14 protein-coding genes are annotated in these 16,400 nt (G+C 65.9%); 9 read left to right on the top strand and 5 right to left on the bottom strand.

Annotated features, from left to right (window positions below; genetic code table 11):
• Positions 1-64: 64 nt before the first annotated feature.
• Genes FGS76_RS04615 through FGS76_RS04600 form a run of 4 tightly spaced genes read right to left on the bottom strand, consistent with a single transcriptional unit; the run spans position 65 to position 4,945 of the window.
• Complete coding sequence (locus tag FGS76_RS04615) at positions 65-1,519, bottom strand: sodium:solute symporter family protein (RefSeq protein WP_138771449.1); 1,455 nt, start codon at positions 1,517-1,519, stop codon at positions 65-67.
• 2 nt (positions 1,520-1,521) lie between these two features.
• Positions 1,522-1,701, bottom strand: coding sequence for a hypothetical protein (locus FGS76_RS04610; protein WP_138771448.1), 180 nt, complete (start codon positions 1,699-1,701; stop codon positions 1,522-1,524).
• A gap of 44 nt (positions 1,702-1,745) precedes the next feature.
• On the bottom strand, positions 1,746-4,466 hold the full coding sequence (locus FGS76_RS04605) for a c-type cytochrome (protein WP_138771447.1): 2,721 nt from the start codon (positions 4,464-4,466) through the stop codon (positions 1,746-1,748).
• Entirely contained in the window at positions 4,463-4,945 is a 483-nt protein-coding gene (locus FGS76_RS04600; protein ID WP_138771446.1) for a (2Fe-2S)-binding protein, read from the bottom strand. The genes FGS76_RS04605 and FGS76_RS04600 overlap by 4 nt, the downstream gene beginning before the upstream one ends.
• Positions 4,946-5,367: 422 nt before the next feature.
• On the opposite strand from FGS76_RS04600, the gene FGS76_RS04595 reads away from it, so the two are divergent.
• The 9 genes from FGS76_RS04595 to FGS76_RS04555 all read left to right on the top strand — a co-directional run bounded on the left by FGS76_RS04595 (position 5,368) and on the right by FGS76_RS04555 (position 15,017).
• Positions 5,368-7,647 carry a xanthine dehydrogenase family protein molybdopterin-binding subunit gene (locus tag FGS76_RS04595; RefSeq protein WP_276607923.1) on the top strand — a complete coding sequence of 760 codons (2,280 nt, stop codon included), beginning with the start codon at positions 5,368-5,370 and terminating at the stop codon, positions 7,645-7,647.
• Positions 7,644-8,219, top strand: a complete 576-nt coding sequence (locus FGS76_RS04590; RefSeq protein WP_138771445.1) for a nucleotidyltransferase family protein — start codon at positions 7,644-7,646, stop codon at positions 8,217-8,219. The genes FGS76_RS04595 and FGS76_RS04590 overlap by 4 nt, the downstream gene beginning before the upstream one ends.
• Positions 8,220-8,555: 336 nt before the next feature.
• Positions 8,556-9,722: an FAD-dependent monooxygenase gene (locus tag FGS76_RS04585; RefSeq protein ID WP_138771444.1), complete on the top strand. Its 1,167-nt coding sequence runs from the start codon at positions 8,556-8,558 to the stop codon at positions 9,720-9,722.
• Entirely contained in the window at positions 9,719-10,525 is an 807-nt protein-coding gene (locus FGS76_RS04580; RefSeq protein ID WP_138771443.1) for an alpha/beta fold hydrolase, read from the top strand. Before FGS76_RS04585 ends, FGS76_RS04580 begins: the two co-directional genes overlap by 4 nt.
• A gap of 24 nt (positions 10,526-10,549) precedes the next feature.
• On the top strand, positions 10,550-11,302 hold the full coding sequence (locus tag FGS76_RS04575; RefSeq protein WP_138771442.1) for a maleate cis-trans isomerase family protein: 753 nt from the start codon (positions 10,550-10,552) through the stop codon (positions 11,300-11,302).
• Positions 11,303-11,328: 26 nt separating this feature from the next.
• Positions 11,329-11,988, top strand: a complete 660-nt coding sequence (locus FGS76_RS04570; protein WP_138771441.1) for an N-carbamoylsarcosine amidohydrolase — start codon at positions 11,329-11,331, stop codon at positions 11,986-11,988.
• 12 nt (positions 11,989-12,000) lie between these two features.
• The gene (locus FGS76_RS04565) at positions 12,001-12,966 is read left to right on the top strand and encodes a Bug family tripartite tricarboxylate transporter substrate binding protein (RefSeq protein ID WP_138771440.1); all 966 of its coding nucleotides are present in this window, start codon (positions 12,001-12,003) and stop codon (positions 12,964-12,966) included.
• A 3-nt stretch (positions 12,967-12,969) separates the two neighbouring features.
• A complete protein-coding gene (locus FGS76_RS04560) occupies positions 12,970-13,494 on the top strand; it encodes a tripartite tricarboxylate transporter TctB family protein (RefSeq protein ID WP_138771439.1) in 525 nt (174 codons plus the stop codon).
• Between the two features lie 11 nt (positions 13,495-13,505).
• A complete protein-coding gene (locus tag FGS76_RS04555) occupies positions 13,506-15,017 on the top strand; it encodes a tripartite tricarboxylate transporter permease (RefSeq protein ID WP_138771438.1) in 1,512 nt (503 codons plus the stop codon).
• A gap of 745 nt (positions 15,018-15,762) precedes the next feature.
• Here the strand turns inward: FGS76_RS04555 and FGS76_RS04550 are convergent.
• A complete protein-coding gene (locus FGS76_RS04550; RefSeq protein WP_138771437.1) occupies positions 15,763-16,230 on the bottom strand; it encodes a MarR family winged helix-turn-helix transcriptional regulator in 468 nt (155 codons plus the stop codon).
• Positions 16,231-16,400: the final 170 nt, after the last annotated feature.

Raw genomic sequence — 16,400 nt, 5'->3', positions numbered from 1 at the left:
TGCGATGAACCAAAAAAAAGGCGCGCCAAGCGGCGCGCCGTAGGGGGTTGCTCGTTGGTGAGGCTTAGTAGTCGTTGCTGGCGTCCAGGAATTCCTCGGCGCGCTCGGTCTGCGGGCGGGTGGCCAGGCTGACGCCCACGTACAGGGCGGTGGCGACGATGATGCCCCAGATCCCGGCGGGCAGGCCCAGGAACTTGTTGCCGGTGGCGTACATCAGCAGCACGATCAGGGTGGTGCCGACCACGCTCACCAGGGCGCCGGCGGCGGTGCCGCGCTTCCAGTAGAAGGCGCCGATGGTGGCCGGTACCACCGCCACCAGACCGGACGAGGCGGCCACGGACAGCACCGCGATCAGGTCCAGCTGCAGTTCGGCGAAGCCGAACGCCAGGATGGCGATGATCGGGATTACGATCTTGCCAACCAGCAGCTGTTTGCTGTCGTCACGACCTTCTTTCATGTTGGCGTACACATCCCGGGCCAGCATGGAGGACAGGGTCAGCATGATGGAGTCGATGGTGGAGATGGCGGCGGCCATGATGCCGATCAGCACGATGGCGCCGAGAACCGGCGGCACATGCTCGGAGCCCAGCAGCGTGGCGGTGGCCAGGTCGGCCTTGGCCAGATCCGGATAGGCGGCCAGCGCGGAGAAACCCCACAGCACGGACACCAGGGTGTAGATCAGGCCGAACACCAGGAAGCCCATCAGCATGCGGCGCAGGGCGCTCAGCGAGGACGGCATGAACAGCCGCTGGCTGACCTGCGGGTTGGACACGCTGAAGAAGAACCAGGGAATGGTCAGCCCCAGGAAGGTCACGAAGCTGAACAGGCCCGGGCCGGGCACCACCAGGGACTGGGGTTTTTTCTCGGCGAGGGTGTCGAACAGTGCGTGGAAACCGCCCAGGCCCTCGATCACCAGCCAGGCCACCAGGGTGGAGGCGATGATCATCATGATCGCCTGCAGGGAGTCGGTCCACATTACCGAACGGATACCGGCGATGTAGGAGAAGAAGATCGCCACCACGGTGGCCAGCATTACACCGGTGGTGAACGGAATCGCCCCTTCGGTGGCGCCTTGCAGCAGGTAGCCCACCCCGGCCAGCTGCACCGCCGCGTAGGGAATCAGGAAAATACAGCTGGAAATCGCCACGGCCATGGACACTTTCTTGTCGCCATAGCGGTGGCCGAGCATTTCACTGGGGGTCACGTAACCGAATTTCTTGCCCACCGCCCAGAATTTGGGGCCGAACACGGCGACCAGGGAAACCCCGGCGAAATAAACGATTTCAAAACCCAGGGCACCGACGCCGCCCTTGTAGGTCAGACCGGCCAGCCCCACCATCATAAAGGCGCTGTAGGTGGTGGCACTGTAGCTCATGGCGGACACGAAGCCGCCCATTTTACGGTCACCCAGGAAGTACCCGGACATATTGGCCATCTTGCCCTGACGGGCCAGAATGGCGATGGCGATGGCGATCACCAGATAGATTGCCACCGACCACCAGATCATCGATTCGGTCATGTTCAGCGTCCTTCGAAATCTTTGGTGATAAACAGATTGATGGCGATCACGGCGACGCCGGCCAGGCTCCAGAACAGGAAGCTCCCGTACCAGGCATGAACGTCACTCAAAACGGTGTACGGCACCAGGTAGCAAAGCACTACCACGGCCCACACCAGCCAGATCCACTTTCTTCGTTGCATATCCCACCTCGTAGCTTCGGTTGATTAGCGATATACGCCTTTTATCATTGTTGGTCGTGCTCCCTGCGCAGGTCGGCGACGGTCTTCCCGACTTCCTTCCAGGGCGTTTCTCCCGGTGCGAAACGCGCCCGCAAGTACTGCACCAGATCGACGATCTGGCGGTCGCTGAGACTATGGGCGAAGGCCGGCATTTCGCCGGTCCCCGCCACGCCCTCGGCGTGAACGCCGCCGAGGATCGATTGAATAACGTTGTCCGGGCGCTGGCTGTGCAGATTGGTATTCAGCGCCAGCGCCTGTTTGGCGGAGGTAAAGGTGGCGGTGCCGTTTTCGTGGCAGGCGGCGCAGGCGCCCTCGAACACCCTCTGGCCCGCTTCCTGGCCCACCGGTTCCACCTGGCTGGCGGTCACCACCGCGGCGGCTCGCTCCGCCCGGGCCGGGTCGCTGAGCGGCGCATCCATTTGCGTGGCCACGTAATGGGCGATGGCGCGCACGTCGTCTTCCGGCAGCTCGGCGAGCCCCGCCACCACCGGAGCCATGGGGCCGCCGGCCACGCCGTGCAGCTCCGAACGTCCGGTGCGCAGGTACTCGAACAGGGACTGTTCGGTCCAGCCCGCCGGGGCCCGGGAGTCGGCGGTCAGCGCCGGTGCCTCCCAGCCGTCCACCAGTGCGCCGGCCAGTCGGGCGTCGCCACCCTTCTCGGCACCGAACAGATTGCGCGGCGTATGGCAGGCACCGCAGTGCCCTGCCCCTTCAAACAGATAGGCGCCCCGGTTCCATTGCGCGGAACGGGTGGGGTCCGGCTTGAACGGCGACGGGTCGTGGAACAGGAAATTCCAGCCGGCCATCATCGAGCGGATATTGAACGGGAAACGCAGGTCGTTTTGCGGCGCCGGTGCCGCCACCGCCGGCTGCGCCATCAAATAGCCGTACAGCGCCTGCATGTCGGCGTCGCTGATCTTGGCGAAATCGGTATAGGGAAAGGCGGGATAAAGATGGCGGCCGTCCCGGCCGATGCCCTCGCGCATGGCGCGTTCGAAGGCAGCGTAGGACCAGTTGCCGATGCCGGTGTCCGGGTCCGGGGTCAGGTTGGTGCTATAAAGAGTGCCGAACGGGGTCTCGAACGGGCGGCCACCCAGGTTCACGGTGCCGCCTTCGGCGGTGTGGCAGACGGCGCAGTCCCCCGCTTCCGCCACCAGCCGGCCCCGTTCCAGGGTCTCGGCGGAATAGAGGTTGGCCGCCGGCCGTGCCACCGGCGCGATGGACGGCCGCCAGGGCCACAGGGTGGCGAGCAGGCCGGCCACCGCCACGGCCCCGCCCCACCACCAGCGGCGTTTGCCCGGCCGCGACTGTTGTTGCAGCGCCGCCCGCACCCGCGCCGGCGAGAACGGCGGCGAGCGAAAGCGCACGCCGGTGGCGTCATAGAGGGCATTGGCCACCACCGCCACCGCCGGGCTCAGGTCCACCGGATCGGTGGCGGCGGGGGTGCCCGCGGGGCGCGGTGGCGCCGGCGGCACGGACGTCTGCCGGGCCGGCAATTGGCGATCGCCGGGGGCCGCCCAATCATCCGCCGACGGCGGCGTGGCCGGCAGGCCCAGCAGTTTCCGTTCCAGGGTGTCGCTCAGGGGCTTGGCATCGAGCAGCGGGCTCAGCGGGCCGTCGGCGCCGGCGTCCTGGCCGGCCACCAGCCGCGACAGGCGCACGCCGCCGGTCACCGTGTTGACCTCCACATCGGCGATCCAGGCACTGCGGGTGCCGGAGCCGGCGTCACCGGAGGACGAAGGCCGGTGGCTGTAGGCCACGCCACGGCCGCGAACCAGATCGGCGCGGCCGTCGTCCTCCACGGGCTTGCCCCAGCCGGCCTGGTCGGCCACCGAGCTGAGCAGCTGCTTGCCGCGCGGGTCCTTGATATGGCGCAGGCGCAGGGCGACCGGGTCCTCGCCCAGGGCCGCCGCCACTTCGTCCAGAAACGACTCCTGCACGAAGGTGAACTGCAGCGCCGCCGCGTCCGGGTCGCTGAGCAGCCCGTCGGTGAGCCGGCCGGTGAGCCACAGGGCCAGCGGCGGCACCGACACATAGCCCAGGTCGTCATCGACCCGGAAATCGTCGCCGTCGGCGGTGCCGCTGACCCGCATGCGGCGGGCCCGGGCCAGCGCCCCGGCGTCCCGGGCGTAAGGGTCCGGGTCCAGCCGCACCGCCACCGGCCGGCCCACGGCCCGCGCCAGCAGAGCGGCGTCGGCGGCGGCATCGTCGCTGCCCTGGCGGCCCAGGCCCGCTTCCGCGTCGCCGTCCACATGAATCCGTTGCGGGTCGCTTTCCAGCAGGCAGGCCAGCTCCCGGCGCAGCCGCTCGCTGTTGGCCACCGGCCCGTCCAGGCGCAGGCCACCGTCGATGAAATCGGCGATCACCCAGTCCGGGGCGGCGCCCCAGCCCAGGCGACCGGGCCATTGGTAGTCCCGGCGCAGGCGCTGTTCCGCCACCGTGGGGCTGGTGGTGGTCCGGTCCCGGTCCGGGGTGGACCAGCGCAGCGGTAGCCGGGCGGCGGCCTGGCGGGCCGCTTCGTGGCTGGCGGCCACCACCCCCACGAAGTTGCCGTCGGTGACCACGGTGATCCCTTCCGAGGCCAGCGCTTCCCGGTCCACGTGCAGAAGCTGGGAGCAGACGAAGGCGCGGGCGTCCAGGCGGTACACCGGCGGACGGATCACCACGCCATAACGGAGAGCGTCGTTGTCCTGATCGGCCGGTCGGTTGTCCGGGAAGCGGTTCATGACGGCTCCCCCTGATCGGAGAGGCCCGCCGCCCGGCAGGCGGCGGCGAGGATTTCCTGATGGGTGCCGCAGCGGCAAAGATTATGGTCCAGGGCCGCCACCAGCGCGTCCCGGTCCGGCGCCGGATTGTCGTTGAGCAAGCCGCGCACGGTCATGATCATGCCGTTCAGGCAGTAGCCGCATTGGGCGCCCTGTTCGTCGATAAAGGCCTGTTGCACCGGGTCCGGCCGGTCGCCATCGGCGAGCCCTTCCAGGGTGGTGATGCGGCGGTCCGCCACGGCGCTCACCGGTAGCACGCAGGCGCGGGCGGCACGGCCTTCCACCAGCACCATGCAGGCGCCGCACTCACCCAGGCCGCAGCCGAATTTGGGGCCGTTCAGGCACAGGTCATTGCGCAGCACATACAGCAGCGGCGTGGACGGGGCGGCACGCACGGCGCACCGTTCACCGTTGACGGTGAGATGAAGCTCCTGGTTCATAATCGTGGACTCAGCGGACGATGGCGGCCGATGACCACGAGCATGACGGATACAGAACAACTCGACTGACGAACATGCGTATGCTCTCTGTTATCGCACCGTTCGGGTGCGTACCGGAGTAATTATCACTTTTATGGGGCACACATTCTTTCTCAGCACCAGAATGGAAGGTGTGCACCCTAATTGGGCGGGCGGTACCAATTCAGTCCAAGTTGCGGACATCACCGCTCCAAGCCAGGAAAATAGCTTTAAATAGAACACCCTCGGCTGTCAACAAGGCCCTTCGACTAATCCGTGATTTTCCAGGTGTTCATTTTCTTGACCCGCCAATAAATGGTGTATACGTTTTTTCGGACATTCTTGCCGGGCACCGCCCGGTGCCGCTGCTTGCCGTGCCCGTGGTACGGCGTGATGATCGGACCATGATGCATACCGAAACCTTGCCCAGCCGTCAGGCTCTGCTGCACGATCCGGACACCCTGGTGGTGTACCGGGACCCCGTTCCGACCCCCAAGCCGGCGCCGGGCCAGCCCGGCACGGACTCGGATTTCCTGCCCACCGAACCGGAGCTGTTCGTGGCCGTGCTGGCTGACGGCCGGGTGCTGGGCTTCAACGGCCATGTGGACCTGGGCACCGGTATCCGTACCGCCCTGGGCCAGATCCTGGCCGAGGAACTGAACGTGACCTTCGACACCGTGACCATGGTGCTCGGTCATCCCCGGGACGTGCCCAACCAGGGCCCCACCATCGCCAGCGCCAGCATCCAGATCAGCGCCGAGCCGCTGCGCCGGGCCGCCGCCCAGGCCCGCGAGCGGCTGCTGGATCTGGCCGCCGCCCGGCTGGATCTGCCCCGCCAGCGGCTGGTGGCCGCCGACGGCGCGGTCCATGACGCCGAGGCGCCGGATCGGCGGCTTGGTTACGGAGAACTGCTGCGCGGCCGCCGGGAGGACCTGAAGCTGGCCGAGGCCGACCAGGTGCCGCTCAAACCCCGCGCCGAATACACCATTGTCGGCCAGGGCGCCGCCCGGGTGGATATCCCGGCCAAGGCCCGGGGCGAGCTGACCTTCGTACACGATATCCGGGTACCGGGCATGCTGCACGGGCGGGTGGTGCGGCCGCCCTACCACGGCCTGGACCGGGGCGATTTCGTCGGCCGCAGCCTGCTGGAGGTGGACCGGGACTCGGTGGCCGGCCTGCCCGGCCTGGTGGAGGTGGTGGTGATCGGCGACTTCGTGGGCGTGGTGGCCGAGCGCGAGGAACAGGCGATCCAGGCGGCCCGGCGGCTCAAGGTGCGCTGGCAAACGCCCCGCGACCTGCCGGCGCTGAATCGGGACGAGGACCTGGAATCCGCGCTGCGCGCCCTGCCCGCCCAGCGCCGGGAGCTGGTCACCGACGAGGATTCCGAACCGCCGGAAGACGGCGGCGACACCCTGCGCCGCACCTATGTGTGGCCCTATCAGCTGCACGGCTCCATTGGCCCGTCCTGTTCGGTGGCGTCCCTGGAGGACGGCCAGCTGACGCTGTGGTCCGGCACCCAGAACCCGCACAGCCTGCGCGCCGACCTGGCCCGCCTGCTGGACCTGGACGAGGGCGATATCGATATCCGCCGCTATGAAGCATCCGGCTGCTACGGCCGCAACTGCGCCGACGACGTGGGCGCCGACGCCGCCCTGCTGGCCCGTGCCGTGGGCCGGCCGGTGCGGGTGCAACTGTCCCGGGAGCAGGAGCATTTGTGGGAGCCCAAGGGCGCCGCCCAGATCATGGACGTGGAAGGCGAACAGGACGCCGACGGCGCCCCGGCCAGTTACCGGTTCGTTACCCGCTACCCGTCGGACAACGCGCCGACCCTGGCCCTGCGGCTGATCGGCAAGGTGCCGGAAGGCGAGCACCCGTTCCAGATGGGCGACCGCACCGCGGTGCCGCCATACAGCTACCCGCGCCGGCGCATTGCCTGCGACGACGTGCCCACCCTGATCCGCGCCGCCTGGCTGCGCGGGGTGTCGGCGCTGCCCAATACCTTCGCCCACGACAGCTTTATCGATGAACTGGCGGAACGGGCCGGCGACGACCCGCTGGCCTACCGGCTGCGCCACCTGGAGGACGACCGGGCGCGGGCGGTGCTGCAGGCCGCCGCCGAACGGGCCGGCTGGGTGCCCCGCCCCTGGCCCGCCCTGGCCCGGGGCGAGCAGGACGATGGCTGGCGGGAGGGCCGTGGCCTGGCCTACGCCCGTTACGTGCACAGCAAGTTTCCCGGCTTCGGCGCCTCCCTGGCGGCCTGGGTGGTGTTCCTCCGGGTGCACCCTGAAAGCGGCCGCATTCGGGTGCGCAAGCTGGTGGTGTCCCAGGACGCCGGGCTGATGGTCAACCCGGCCGGGGTGCGTCACCAGGTGCACGGCAACATCGTGCAAATGCTCGGCCGCACCCTTAAGGAGAGCGTGCCCTTCGAGGAAGGCCGGCCCGCCGCCCGGGAATGGGGTGGCTACCCGCTGCTGCGCTTCTCCGAACTGCCGGAAATCGATCTGGTGCTGATGGAGGCGCCGGACCAGCCGCCCCTGGGGGTGGGTGAATCCACTTCCCTGCCCGCCGCGCCGGCCATCGCCAATGCCCTGTTCGACGCCACCGGCGTGCGTTTCCGGCGCCCGCCCTTCACCCCGGAACGGGTGCGCGCCACCTTGCAGGCCGCTGGCGGAGCGCGCCGGTGAAAACCCTGGTGCTGATCGCCGCCGCCGGTCGCGGACGCCGCTTTGGCGGTGACAAGCGCCGCGCCCGGCTGGGCGACGGCACCCTGCTGATGGCCACCCACGCCCGGGCCGGGCAGTGCTTCGCCGATGTGCGGGTGATCCTGCGCGCCGACGACCGGCCCGCCGAGCTGGGCCTGCCGGACCAGGGCGTGCTGGTCAGCCGGCGGGCGGACCAGGGGCTCGGGGCCAGTCTTTCCGATGGCTTCGCCGCCCTGCTGGCGGAACCGGAGCCGGCGCCGGTGGCGGCGGTCTGGCTGGGGGATATGCCCTGGGTGGACCCGGCCACGGTCAGCGCCCTGCTGGCGGAAGCCGGTCCGGGGCGCATCGTGCGCCCTACCCTGGACGGCGCGCCGGGCTTCCCGGTGCTGTTCGGCCGCGATTTCTGGCCGGCACTGGCCGCCAACACCGAGAGCGACGGCGCCCGCGCGGTGATCCGCCGCCACCGCCCGGCGCTGGTGGAAATCCCGGTTAGCGACCCGGGGGTGCTGCGCGACGTGGACCGCCCGGCTGATTTGACCGACGCTGACATTTGACCACCCCCGAACACCTCATGGCGGCCACCGTCACCGTGGCCCGGTGCCGGCCGGAACCATTTCGGGGGTCCGGCGACGAATCCGATAATATGGTGCATGCACCGCTTTTGAGCGCATCGGCACCGGCCCGCACCAGGGCCGGGCACTGCGCAAGAAACCGTCAAGGATTTACACTTTCGCGCAGAAAAACGTCACTATAGCCGTCCCGTCCTCTAGTACAGCCGGTTCAACCCGGTTTCAGACCCGCAATCGTAAAAAGAGGCTTGACCGGCCAATAAATGGTGTATACGTTGTTTCTAGTCATTTTTTTTAACGAATCATCAGGAGGACCTGATTGTGAGCAACACCAAGCCGACCATCGCGGTCATTGGCGCGGGCCTGGGTGGCGCCGCCGCCGCCGCACTGCTGCAAAAAGCCGGTTACCCCACCCAGGTATACGAGCAGGCGCCGGAATTCGCCCGCCTGGGCGCCGGTATCCATTTGGGTCCCAACGCCATGAAGGTGATGCGCCGCATCGGCATCGAGGACCAACTGGAGCGCATGGGCTCTCACCCCAGCCACTGGTTCAGCCGCGATGGCGAAACCGGTGAATACCTGTCCCGCATTCCGCTTGGCGACTTCGCCAAGGAAGAATACGGCGCCGCTTACATCACCGTTCACCGTGGTGACCTGCACGCGCTGATGGTCGACCAGCTGGATCAGGACCGCCTGCACTTCGGCAAGCGCCTGGAGAAGGTCGACGATCAGGGCGACCAGGTGGTGATGACCTTCGCGGACGGCACCGAAGCCACCGCGGATCTGGTCATCGGCGCCGATGGCGTGAACTCCGTGATCCGTGAGCATCTGCTCGGCGAGGAAGCGCCCATCTACAGCGGCTGGGTAGCCCACCGCGCGATCATCTCCGCGGAAAAGCTCAAGGCCTACGATCTGGACTTCGAAGCCTGCGTGAAATGGTGGTCCGGCGACCGTCACATGATGGTTTACTACGTCACCGGCGATCACAAGGAATACTACTACGTGACCGGCGTGCCGGAGCCCGACTGGAACCACGGCACCTCCTTCGTGGACAGCTCCCGCGAGGAAATGCGCGCGGCGTTCAAGAACTACGGTCCCGAGGTTCAGGCGCTGATCGATTGCACCGAGACGGTCACCAAGTGGCCGCTGCTGGAGCGTAACCCGCTGCCGCTGTGGCACGATAACCGCCTGGTACTGCTCGGCGATGCCGCCCACCCGATGAAGCCGCACATGGCCCAGGGCGCGGTAATGGCCATCGAGGACGCCGCCATGCTGGTTCGCTGCATGGAAACCACCGGTGCCGAGAACTACGCCGACGCCTTCGAGCTGTATCGCTACAACCGCTTCGAGCGCGCTTCCCGCGTGCAGAAAGTCTCCCATGACAACACCTGGCTCCGTCAGAACGAAGATCCGGCCTGGGTGTTCGGTCATGATGTTTACGAAGTCCCGCTGAAAGACCCCAAAACGGAGGTCAAGGAGAACGCATGAGCAGCACCCGACTCTACGGCGCCAACGTCCACGCCAACGGCATTCGCCAGCACTATCTGCGCTACGGTGGCAAAGGCCAGCCCCTGATCCTGATCCCGGGCATCACCAGCCCGGCGATCACCTGGGAGTTCGTGGCCGAGCGCCTGGGGCGGAATTTCGACACCTATGTGCTGGACGTGCGTGGCCGTGGCCTGTCCTCCACCGGGCCCGATCTGGATTACGGCACCGACGCCTGCGCCGATGACGTGGTCGCCTTCGCCGCCGCCCTGGAACTGGACAACTATGTGGTGGCCGGCCACTCCATGGGCGCCCGCTTCGCGCTGCGCGCCGTGACCCGCGGCGCCAAGGGTGTCGACAAGCTGGTGCTGATCGATCCGCCGGTGTCCGGCCCCGGTCGCCGCGAGTACCCGAGCAAGCTGCCCTGGTACGTGGATTCCATCAACGACTGCACCGAAGGTGCCGGTCTGGAAACCATGCGCAAGTACTGCCCGACCTGGACCGAGGAGCAACTGTTGCTGCGCGCCGAGTGGCTGCACACCTGCTACCTGCCGGCGATCGTGAAAAGTTTCGAGGAATTCCACGAAGTGGATATCCATCAGGACTTCCCGAAGGTTCAGGTACCGACCCTGCTGATGTGCGCCGGCAAAGGCGGCGTGATCCAGGACGAGGACAGGGAAGAAATCCAGCAATTGTTGCCGTCCGTCCGCATCGAAACGGTGCCGGATGCCGGCCATATGATTCCCTGGGATGACCTCGAAGGTTTCTTCCAGGGCTTCGGTGACTTTCTGGGAGTGCGGCCCTGAGCCGCGCCCCCTAGGAGACAAAGCATGACGCGACCCTATCGAATCGGCCAGATCGTACCGAGCTCCAACATCACCATGGAGACCGAGATTCCGGCCATGCTCAACGCCCGGCAACTGATCCGCCCGGAGCGCTTCACCTTCCATTCCAGCCGCATGCGCATGAAAACCGTGAGCAAGGAAGAGCTGGCCGCCATGGACGGCGAGTCCGACCGCTGCGCCCTGGAACTCAGCGACGCCGCCGTGGATGTGATGGGCTATGCCTGCCTGGTGGCGATCATGTCCATGGGCCCCGGCTACCACCGGGAATCGCAAAAACGCCTGCGTGAGCGCACCAAGGAAAACGGCCAGGAAACCGAAGTGGTGACCAGCGCCGGTGCCCTGGTGGACGCGCTCAAGGTGCTTAACGCCAAGAAAGTTGTGGTGGTGGCGCCTTACATGAAGCCGCTCACCGAGATGGTGGTGGATTACATCCAGCGCGAAGGCACCGAGGTGCTGGAATACCGCGCCCTGGAAATCCCCAACAACCTGGACGTGGCTCGCCACGACACCGCCAAGCTGCCGGACATCGTCGCCAGCATGGACTTCTCCGATGCCGACGCCATCGTGCTGTCCGCCTGTGTGCAGATGCCATCCCTGGCGGCGGTGCCCAAGGTCGAGGCGCTCACCGGCAAGCCGGTGGTCACCGCCGCCATCGCCACCACCTACCAGATGCTCAAGGCACTGGACCTGGAACCTGTGGTTCCCGGCGCCGGCGCCCTGCTGTCCGGCGCTTACTGAAAGTTCTGATTCAAGGAGACCGCACCATGGCCGATAACCACCACGATTCAAGCGATGACCTGGCGAACAACTATCAGGGTGTCTGGGGCACGCGCATCGGCTTCGGCCGGCGCCCGGCGTTGTTGGCGGTGGATTTTCTGCAAGCCTACACACGTCCGGGCGCGCCGCTTTACGCCCCCGGTGTGGTGGAGGCCATGGACCATGCCCCGCGTCTGCTGCAAGCGGCGCGGGACAGCGGCATCCCGGTCATTCATACCAACATCCGTTACCATGGCGAAGGCCAGTTGGACGGCGGCATCTGGGTGAAAAAAGCACCCGTTATGAGCGCCATGGAGGACGGCAACCCCGATGCGGAGTTCTGTCGACCGGTGGAGCCGGCGGCCGGCGAGCTGGTGATTACGAAACAATACGCCAGCGCGTTTTTCGGCACGTCTCTTGCCTCCACTTTGGTGGCGTTGGGCGTGGATACCCTGATCGTCATGGGCTGTTCCACCAGTGGCTGCATTCGAGCCACCGCCGTGGACGGTCTGCAATACGGTTTTCGCGTGATGGTTGTGCGTGAAGCCGTGGGCGATCGTCATCCCGCGCCCCACGAAGCCAACCTGTTCGATATCGACAGCAAGTACGGCGACGTCATCTCTCTTGACGAAGCCATCGCTCACCTGAATCAAGTCACCCAAGACTAAAGGGGAAAACCAATGAAAATGATTAAAGCACTGGCCACCGCCGCAGCCTCGGTACTGCTCAGCGGTGCCCTGACCACCCAGGCTCTGGCCGAATTTCCCGAAGACACCATTACCATCGTGGTGCCCTGGCCCGCCGGCGGCGCCTACGATCTGTCCGCCCGTCTGATGGCCGAAAACCCGCCGGAAAATCTGCCGGTTTCCATGATCGTTACCAACGTGACCGGTGCCGCCGGTTCCAATGGCGTGCGCCATGTGGCCAAATCCGATCCGGACGGCTACACCATCGGCATGATGGGCACCCACGCCATCGCCCAGAGCTACATGAACCGTAACGCCACGCCGCTGGAAGACATCGAGCCGCTGGTGTTCATCGGTCCCGAACCCGCTTCCCTGGCGGTATCCAACGATACCGGCATTGAAAACGTCAAACAGTACCTGGACCAGCTCAAGAAGCAGCCCGGCTCGATCATCAACGGCAATGATTCCCCCGGTGGTTTCTCCTACATTGCCGCCACCATGCTCGAAAACCACTTCAACGTTAAACTGTCCAAGGTGCCCTACCAGGGCTACGCCCCCACCGCCTCCGCGCTGGTGTCCGGTGAGGTGATGTCCACTACCCTGCCGATCCCGCTGCTGGCCGAACAGCACAAAGCCGGCAAGGTGAAGATCATTGGCGTGGCCGCTGAAAAACGTCACCCGTTCGCCCCTGACGTGCCCACCTTCAAGGAACAGGGCTACGATTTCATCGCCGAGGACTTCTACATGCTGTACCTGCCCAAGGGCGTTCCGGAAGACCGTCGCGCCAAACTTGAGGAAGGTTTCTACAAGCTGCTCAGCGACGAAAAATTCCAGAAAAAAGCCGCCGAACTGGGCCTGGTGATCATGCCGCGCGACGCCGCCGGCACCCGCGCCTACCTCGAACAGCGCAACCAGGAAGTAAAACAGATCCTGGAAGACGCCAACCTGATCGAAAAATAAATCATGACTCAGCCCACCGACACCCAAGGTAACGGGGAACAGCTCCCTCTGAGTCCGGTGGTGGACCTCGGCGTCGCTATCCTGTTCGGGATCATTTGCGCCGCCGGCTGGTTCTCCGTGCTCAGCGGTAAACGCCTGATGGCCAGCCTGGACAGCGGCCTGGACCCCGGCGCCGCTTTCCTGCCCGTGGTGGTATTAAGCCTGCTTTCCGTGGGCGCCACCTTGATCCTGATCAAGGGTATCTACCGCCTGGCCCGGCAAGGGCGCGGTGGGCGGTCCATCGAGCACGGCGACCACGGGTCCGCCGCCGCTCTGTTGGTCAGCATGATTCTTCTCGGTGGCGGCGCGGGCGTAATCGGCTTTCTGCCCGCCACCTTTATCTTCAGCACCGCCTGGACCGCCTGGCTGAGCTGGCGCCGTACCGGTCGTCCGTTGCGCGCCGCCATGGTCGGTCTGGTTCTGGGCGCGGCGCTGTGTTTATTCCTTTACGTCACTTTCGTCTCGATCCTGAAAGTGCCGCTGGCCTGACGAGGTAATCCATGCTGACCGATTTTCTCGCCGCGCTCGGCACCACCCTGCTCTCCCCCTGGGGGCTGGTGCTGGCGGTTATCGGGACCTTGCTTGGCATTCTGCTGGGCGCCATGCCCGGCGTCAGTTCCACCATGGCGTTGGCGATTCTGTTGCCAATCAGCTTTGGCATGGACCCACACCTGGCGATCCTGTTTCTGCTCACCGTGTTCGTCGCCAGCGTCTATGGCGGTTCGGTTACCGCCATTCTGATCAATATTCCCGGCACACCGGGCTCCATCGTCACCCAGCTGGACGGCTATCCCATGGCCCGCTCCGGCCGGGCCGGGCAGGCGCTCACCTACGCCCTGGTGTCGTCCACCCTGGGCGGCCTGATCGGGCTGGTGGCGCTGGTGCTGGTGGCACCGTTGCTGGCCGCCGCCGCCATGAAGTTCCGCAGCCCGGAGTTCACCGCCGTGGCGGTGTTCGGCCTGGTGCTGCTGGCCTACGCCTCACCGGGGTCCACCATTCGCGGCATGATGGTGGGCGGTTTCGGCCTGCTGTGCGGCATGGTCGGCTTTGACAAGCTCACCGACATCCCGCGCTTCACCTTCGACAGCACCGCCCTGCAGGGCGGTATCGAGCTGGTGCCGTTGTGCGTGGGTCTGTTCGGCTTCGCCGAGGTGCTCAAGAACGTGGGCGCCGCCGGCCGTTCCTCCGCTAAGGGTGTGATGCCCACCATCGGCAAGATCTGGCCGCCCATGAAGGAGCTGCTGTCGCACTGGAAAACCATGCTGCGCGGCTCGCTGATCGGCGCCGGCGTGGGGGCGATCCCCGCCGCCGGCTCCGCCATCGCCGTGGCCATCGCCTACGCCCAGGAAATGCGTTTCTCGAAACGGCCGGAGAAGTTCGGTACCGGGGTCAGCGAGGGCGTGGTGGCGCCGGAGTCCGCCAACAGTTCCAGCATCGGCGGTACCCTGATTCCGATGATGACCCTGGGCATTCCCGGGGACGCCATCACCGCGGTGCTGATGGGCTCGCTGCTGATCCACGGCCTGCGTCCCGGCCCCGGGCTGTTCACCAGCAATCCGGAGTTCGTGTCCGGGGTGTACTCGTCGTTCTTCCTGGCGCTGATTCTGACCCTGATCGTGGGCCTGCTGCTGATGCGCTGGGTGGCCTGGGTGACCCGCATTCCGTCCCATATCCTGATGGTGGTGATCGCGGTGCTGTGCGTGGTGGGCTCCTTCGCCATCCGCAACACCATGGACGATGTGTACATCATGCTGGCGTTCGGCGTGATCGGTTACCTGCTCAATTTGCTGCGGTTACCGGCGGCGCCGCTGGCGTTCGGGCTGATTCTCGGGCCTTTGCTGGAAGAGAATCTGCGCCGCAGTTTGATCCTGGGACGCGGTTCCTGGGAGATTTTCATCGACAGCCCGATTGCGCTGACGCTGTTGTTGATGTCGGCGGGGGCGATTCTGTTGCCCCTGGTGGCACCTTGGTTCGTACGTCTCCGCAACGATCTGCGTCGTACCTACCGGTAATTACCCGTTACCTCAAAACTGCCCCCTGCGCGGCCACCGGCGATCCCGGTGTCCGCCCAGGGGGATTTTTTTTGCCCGGAGATCTCCAGCGGACGGCTGCTGTGGGAATCGCGACTAAAGTCGCTCCTACACACATCGGGTGGTGCTTGGGGGCTGTAGGAGCGGCTTCAGCCGCGATCCCCTCCGGTGCCATCCCTATCGCGACTGAAGTCGCTCCTACATAAAGGACCCGCACATCGGGTGGTGCTTGGGGGGTTGTAGGAGCGGCTTCAGCCGCGATTTCCTGCGGTGCCATCCCTATCGCGACTGAAGTCGCTCCTACATAAAGGACCCGCACATCGGGTGGTGCTTGGGGGGTTGTAGGAGCGGCTTCAGCCGCGATTTCCTGCGGCGCCATCATTATCGCGACTGAAGTCGCTCCTGCATAAAGGACCCGCGCATCGGGTGATGCTTGGGGGGTTGTAGGAGCGGCTTCAGCCGCGATCCCCTCCGGCGCCATCGTTATCGCGACTAAAGTCGCTCCTACATAAAGGACCCACGCATCGGGTGGTGCTTGGGGGCTGTAGGAGCGGCTTCAGCCGCGATCCCCTCCGGCGCCATCCCTATCGCGACTGAAGTCGCTCCTACATAAAGGACCCACGCATCGGGTGGTGCTGGGGGGTTGTAGGAGCGGCTTCAGCCGCGATCCCCTGCGGCGCCATCCCTATCGCGACTGAAGTCGCTCCTACGGGTTTCGGAGCGGTGTTTATTCGTCCTCGGGGGCGCCGCTCATTTTGGCCAGCAGGTGCAGCAGGGCCACCCGCTCCGCCGGGTTGAGGCGCTCCATGGTCAGGTCGGAGATGCGCTGGGCCGCCGGCACCATGTCCTCGACCAGATCTTCCCCTTCCTTGGTAATCGTCACCATGACCTTGCGCTGATCCCGCTCGCAGGTGGAAAGCGCGATCCAGTCCCTGGCCTTGAGGCGCTTGATCACGCCGCGCACCGTGGCCGGATCGATGGCGGTGGCCTGCACGATGTCGGTGAGCGAGCAGGAACCCCGCTCCACCAGGGTACAGAGGGTGACGAACTGTATCGCGGTGAGCTGCTTGTCGATGGCGTGACGCTGAAAGATCGAGGTGTGGCGCTGATAAGCCCGGCGCAGCAGATGCCCCACCTGTTCCGAAAATTCGTAGCCGTATTCGGAAGGCGTGTGGGGTTTGTTCCTTTTGGCCATGGGGCATCCGCTCCGCTGCATGATTTATAGGGTACGCATTATAAACATCCCGGCTCACGCCGGAAATCCCGCCTTCACCACGCCTCTCTTGACCCAAGTCAACGGTACCGACAGGCGCCGCTGGTAACGTTCATCCCGCCTCGATCCGGCCCGTCCGGCCGCTTATCAGA

The sequence above is a fragment of the Alloalcanivorax gelatiniphagus genome, from assembly GCF_005938655.1.
Lineage (GTDB): Bacteria > Pseudomonadota > Gammaproteobacteria > Pseudomonadales > Alcanivoracaceae > Alloalcanivorax > Alloalcanivorax gelatiniphagus.
Note: the sequence above shows the minus strand (reverse complement) of the source record. Positions and strands in the feature narration are given on the sequence as shown.

Coding starts and splice junctions, on each gene's coding strand:
- FGS76_RS04615 (WP_138771449.1), bottom strand. CDS start 1,519: ATGACCGAATCGATGATCTGGTGGTCGGTGGCAATCTATCTGGTGATC.
- FGS76_RS04610 (WP_138771448.1), bottom strand. CDS start 1,701: ATGCAACGAAGAAAGTGGATCTGGCTGGTGTGGGCCGTGGTAGTGCTT.
- FGS76_RS04605 (WP_138771447.1), bottom strand. CDS start 4,466: ATGAACCGCTTCCCGGACAACCGACCGGCCGATCAGGACAACGACGCT.
- FGS76_RS04600 (WP_138771446.1), bottom strand. CDS start 4,945: ATGAACCAGGAGCTTCATCTCACCGTCAACGGTGAACGGTGCGCCGTG.
- FGS76_RS04595 (WP_276607923.1), top strand. CDS start 5,368: ATGATGCATACCGAAACCTTGCCCAGCCGTCAGGCTCTGCTGCACGAT.
- FGS76_RS04580 (WP_138771443.1), top strand. CDS start 9,719: ATGAGCAGCACCCGACTCTACGGCGCCAACGTCCACGCCAACGGCATT.
- FGS76_RS04575 (WP_138771442.1), top strand. CDS start 10,550: ATGACGCGACCCTATCGAATCGGCCAGATCGTACCGAGCTCCAACATC.
- FGS76_RS04570 (WP_138771441.1), top strand. CDS start 11,329: ATGGCCGATAACCACCACGATTCAAGCGATGACCTGGCGAACAACTAT.
- FGS76_RS04565 (WP_138771440.1), top strand. CDS start 12,001: ATGAAAATGATTAAAGCACTGGCCACCGCCGCAGCCTCGGTACTGCTC.
- FGS76_RS04560 (WP_138771439.1), top strand. CDS start 12,970: ATGACTCAGCCCACCGACACCCAAGGTAACGGGGAACAGCTCCCTCTG.
- FGS76_RS04555 (WP_138771438.1), top strand. CDS start 13,506: ATGCTGACCGATTTTCTCGCCGCGCTCGGCACCACCCTGCTCTCCCCC.
- FGS76_RS04550 (WP_138771437.1), bottom strand. CDS start 16,230: ATGGCCAAAAGGAACAAACCCCACACGCCTTCCGAATACGGCTACGAA.